Annotated in this window: 4 protein-coding genes; 1 reads left to right on the top strand and 3 read right to left on the bottom strand. The window is 60.5% G+C overall.

The features are described 5' to 3' along the window. From WBP53_RS06085 to guaB, 3 genes are all read right to left on the bottom strand, one after another. On the bottom strand, positions 1-270 hold a 270-nt coding region (locus tag WBP53_RS06085), incomplete at its 3' end, for a nucleoside deaminase (protein ID WP_423926964.1). 29 nt (positions 271-299) lie between these two features. Then, entirely contained in the window at positions 300-1868 is a 1569-nt protein-coding gene (gene guaA / locus WBP53_RS06080) for a glutamine-hydrolyzing GMP synthase (protein ID WP_423926962.1), read from the bottom strand. A gap of 140 nt (positions 1869-2008) precedes the next feature. After that, on the bottom strand, positions 2009-3463 hold the full coding sequence (guaB, locus tag WBP53_RS06075) for an IMP dehydrogenase (protein ID WP_423926960.1): 1455 nt from the start codon (positions 3461-3463) through the stop codon (positions 2009-2011). A 60-nt stretch (positions 3464-3523) separates the two neighbouring features. On the opposite strand from guaB, the gene WBP53_RS06070 reads away from it, so the two are divergent. Next, positions 3524-4522: sulfatase-like hydrolase/transferase (locus tag WBP53_RS06070; RefSeq protein ID WP_423926958.1), on the top strand; the 999-nt coding region annotated here is incomplete at its 3' end.

Below are 4522 nucleotides of genomic sequence, written 5' to 3'. Positions count from 1 at the left end.
AGGTTCAAGCGTTGCGTACAAGGTCGATTGGGGGAACCGGTAGTTGCCCAGCTTCGTGCCAGCAGCGCGGAGTGCGAGTATTTCTGCATGTGCACTTGGGTCATTCAAGCTGATGTTGCGATTCCAGCCTTCTCCGACGTTCTCGCCGTCCAGCACAAGCACGGCACCGACCGGCACTTCGTCTTCGGCATCCCGCGCGTGCATGGCCAGCTCAAGTGCGCGGCGCATCCAGCGTTCATCGTCGAGCGCGGTGGCAGGAGTTGAATTCAGCCCTGCCGGCGAATCGTGATTGCCGCTCTCTATTCCCACTCGATCGTGGCCGGCGGCTTGCCGCTGATGTCGTAGACGACACGTGAAATGCCGCGCAGCTCATTGATGATGCGATTGGAAACCGTGCCAAGGAATTCATAGGGCAGATGCGCCCAGTGCGCGGTCATGAAGTCGATGGTTTCGACCGCGCGCAATGCAATCACCCATTCGTAGGCACGTGCATCACCGACCACGCCGACCGACTTCACCGGAAGGAACACGGCAAAGGCCTGACTGGTCTTGTCGTAGAGATCGGCCTTGCGCAACTCCTCGATGAAGATCGCGTCCGCGCGTGCGAGCAACTCGGCAAATTCACGCTTCACTTCGCCGAGGATGCGCACGCCCAGGCCAGGGCCCGGAAACGGGTGGCGATAAACCATGGCGCGCGGCAGACCCAGTTCGACACCAAGCCTGCGCACCTCGTCCTTGAACAACTCCCGCAGTGGCTCGACCAAACCGAGCTTCATGTGCTCTGGCAGTCCACCCACATTGTGGTGGCTCTTGATGACATGCGCCTTGCCGGTACCGCTGCCCGCCGACTCGATCACATCAGGATAAATCGTACCCTGAGCCAGCCAGCGCGCATTGGCCAGCTTCGAGGACTCCTCATCGAAGATCTCGATGAACAGGTTGTCGATGATCTTTCGTTTGGCCTCGGGATCGCCGACCCCCTTCAATGCGCTGAAATAGCGATCCGCCGCATTGATCCGAATGACCTTGACGCCCATGTGCTCGGCGAACATCGCCATGACCTGGTCGCCTTCCTGCCAGCGCAACAGGCCGGTGTCGACAAAGACGCATGTCAGCTGCGTGCCAATCGCGCGATGCAGCAGGGCCGCCACGACCGAGGAGTCGACACCACCGGAAAGACCGAGGATGACTTCATCGTCTCCGACTTTCTCACGCACGCGGGCTATCTGGTCGTCGATGATATTCGCGGCGGTCCACAAGGTGCGGCAACCACAGATCTCGGCAACAAAGCGGCGCAGCAGGGTTTCGCCCTGGCGCGTATGAGTAACTTCGGGATGGAACTGCACGCCGTACCAGCGCATTTCCTCATTGGCCATGGCCGCGACCGGAATGCGATCAGTCCGCGCGGTAACGACAAATCCGGGTGGCGCGATGGCGACGTGATCGCCATGGCTCATCCATACATTCAGCCGAGGAGGCTTGCCGGGATGGTCGTTGAGGCCATGCAGCAATTCATCGCGAGCAACCACTTCAACTTCGGCATGGCCGAATTCGCGTGCATCGGCGGCCTCGGTTGTTCCGCCAAGCTGGGCCGCCAGCGTCTGCATGCCGTAGCAGATGCCGAGGATCGGCAAACCGGAATCGAATACTTCCTGCGGCGCGCTTGGTGCGCCATGCAGAGTTGTCGACTCCGGACCGCCTGACAGGATGATGCCTTTCGCGCCATACGCGGCAATCTCGGCCGGGTCATGATCCCAGGCCCAGATCTCGCAATAGACACCGATCTCGCGAATACGCCGCGCAATCAGCTGCGTGTACTGCGCGCCGAAATCGAGGATCAGAATCTTGTCGTGGTGGATGGAGGTCATAAGGCGGAGATTCGGGAATGGGGATTCGAAAGAACAAGAAGCCAGTTCCAGGCTGAATTCAGAAATTCGCGGAAAGCCGCTGTAACGAATCCCGGCTTTTAACAGCCGAATGGCTGGTCATCCCGAATCCCGGCCTTCGATCAGCTCAACTGGTAATTGGGCGCTTCCTTGACGATCTGGATATCGTGGGGATGCGCTTCGCGGACTCCGGCACTGGTGACGCGGACGAACTGCGGCCGCGTGCGCATCTCTTCGATGTTGGCGCAACCACAATAGCCCATCGAGGCACGCAAGCCGCCGACCAGCTGGTGGATGATGCTGCGCAACGGACCGCGGTACGGCACGCGCCCTTCGATGCCCTCGGGGACCAGCTTCTCCGGGTCGGATGCATCCTGGAAATAGCGATCGCTGGAGCCTTTCTCCATTGCGCCCAGCGAACCCATGCCGCGATAGCTCTTGTAGGAGCGCCCCTGGAACAACTCGACTTCCCCCGGAGATTCTTCCGTGCCGGCGAACATGCTGCCGAGCATGACAGTGGAAGCTCCAGCGACAATGGCCTTGGCCAGGTCACCCGAGTAGCGAATGCCACCGTCCGCGATCAGCGGAATCTCGTCCTGCAGCGCATTGGCGACCAGATCGATCGCGGTGATCTGCGGAACACCGACGCCGGTAACGATTCGCGTGGTGCAGATCGAGCCCGGACCAACGCCGACCTTGACGGCATCGGCCCCGGCATCACGCAGGGCCAAGGCAGCATCCGCAGTGACGATGTTGCCGCCGACAACCTGCGTATCTGGAAAATTCTTCTTTACCCAGGCCACCCGATCGATGACCGACTGGGCATGTCCATGGGCCGTGTCAACGATGATGACGTCCACGCCAGCTTCAACCAACGCGGCCACGCGGCGCTCGGTATCGCCGCCAACTCCAACAGCAGCCCCGACGCGCAGGCGCTCATGAGCATCCTTGGCAGAATGCGGATTATCGCGAGCCTTCTGGATATCCTTGACCGTGATCAGCCCGCGCAACTGGAACGCGTCGTTGACGACAAGCACCTTTTCGATCCGGTACTTGTGCAGCAGGGCCAGCACCTCATCCTCGCTGGCGCCTTCCTTGACCGTAATCAGCCGATCCTTTCGGGTCATGATGTTCTTGACCGGATCATCGTGCTTTTTCTCGAAACGCATGTCACGACTGGTGACGATGCCGACCAGCTCTTCCCTGTCGACTACCGGCACGCCCGAGATGCCGTGCTCGCGCGTGATTCGCATCACCTCGCTGATCGTTGCATCGGGACGCACGGTCAGCGGATCGCGGATCACGCCGGCCTCGAATTTCTTGACCAGACGAACTTCTGCAGCCTGCTGCTCGAGGCTCATGTTCTTGTGGATGATGCCTATGCCACCGCACTGGGCCATGACGATAGCGAGGCGCGCCTCGGTAACGGTATCCATGGCAGCGGAGATAATCGGCACGTTTACATTCAGCGTGCGGGTCAGTCGAGACGAGGTTTCGACATCACGTGGCAGCACGACGGAATGACCGGGGACTAGGTAGACGTCGTCAAACGTCAGGGCTTCGGCGAGAAGACGCATGGGCGGGATGGGGTTCGGATCAAGTCGGTTATTCTATCGTTTTCCCGCACCCAGCCGCCAATGCGACAGCTTCCACCCCAGTCCACTACCCGGAAATCCACCCGCAAGAGCTTGATATTGCAGCCCGGTGCCGCCCTCGTGCTGGCAATGGCCCTGGCTGCGCTGCTTGGTATCAGGACCTACGCGGTGGATTCCGTGGTAGGCGCCTATACGGGCTGCATAGGGTGCATGCGCCTGCCCGCTATCGGCCATGATGCGTGGCTGCTTGGTGCCGCGCTTGCCCTGTTGGCGTGTTCCTGGCTGATCCGGTCGACCTTCCTGCAAGTTGCCCTGCGACTCGCTTTCGCAGTGCTCGTAGTCGTCGCGGCCGCCGATCTTGTTCTGTTCAACCTGTTGGCACAACGGCTCTACCTGGCTGATGTTGTCCGCTTCGGGGGGGAAGTCGGGGCGAACTGGAGTGTGTTGCGGTCAAGCCTGCACGGCCCTGCAGGCTGGCTGAAAATGGCTGCGGGGGCGGTATTGGTCATGTTGATGCTGATGGCGATCCTTCCCGACCGGCGAAGACCGCGTCTGGCCATGGTGCTGGGCGGCGTGGCCGCGCTATGCGCCATCGCCTCCATGGTTATCCTGGATTCGGCCCCCGTGCACTATGTGCATGCTTCCCTGACCCGCAATGTGCTTGAGATCAATCTCTCGCAAAGCGGCCGCCGCCATTTCAGCCCCGGATTCATCGAAAACGAACGAAAGAAAATCGCAAACCTGCCCGAAACCTGCGAAATCAACATGGCTCCGACGCGACCCAATGTCATCATCGTGCTGGCTGAATCGCTGTCAGCCTGGCATAGCCAATTGCTTGGCGGACCGGCCGACTGGACGCCACGGCTGGATGCCATCGCCCGCGAGAACCACTATTTCACGAATTTCAATGCCAATGGCTTCAGCACGAGCGGGGCCGAAATCGCCGTCGGCAGCGGCCGCGTACCGATCAATCCTCCCGGCGTATTCGAATATTCGTTTGACAACTATGCGACTGGCACCAGTTCCCTGCCCGGCATGGCT

The organism is Dokdonella sp. (genome assembly GCF_049593775.1).
Classification (GTDB): Bacteria; Pseudomonadota; Gammaproteobacteria; order Xanthomonadales; family Rhodanobacteraceae; genus Dokdonella.
The sequence above is the reverse complement of the archived record's forward strand: the minus strand, read 5'-3'. Positions and strand labels throughout refer to the sequence as shown.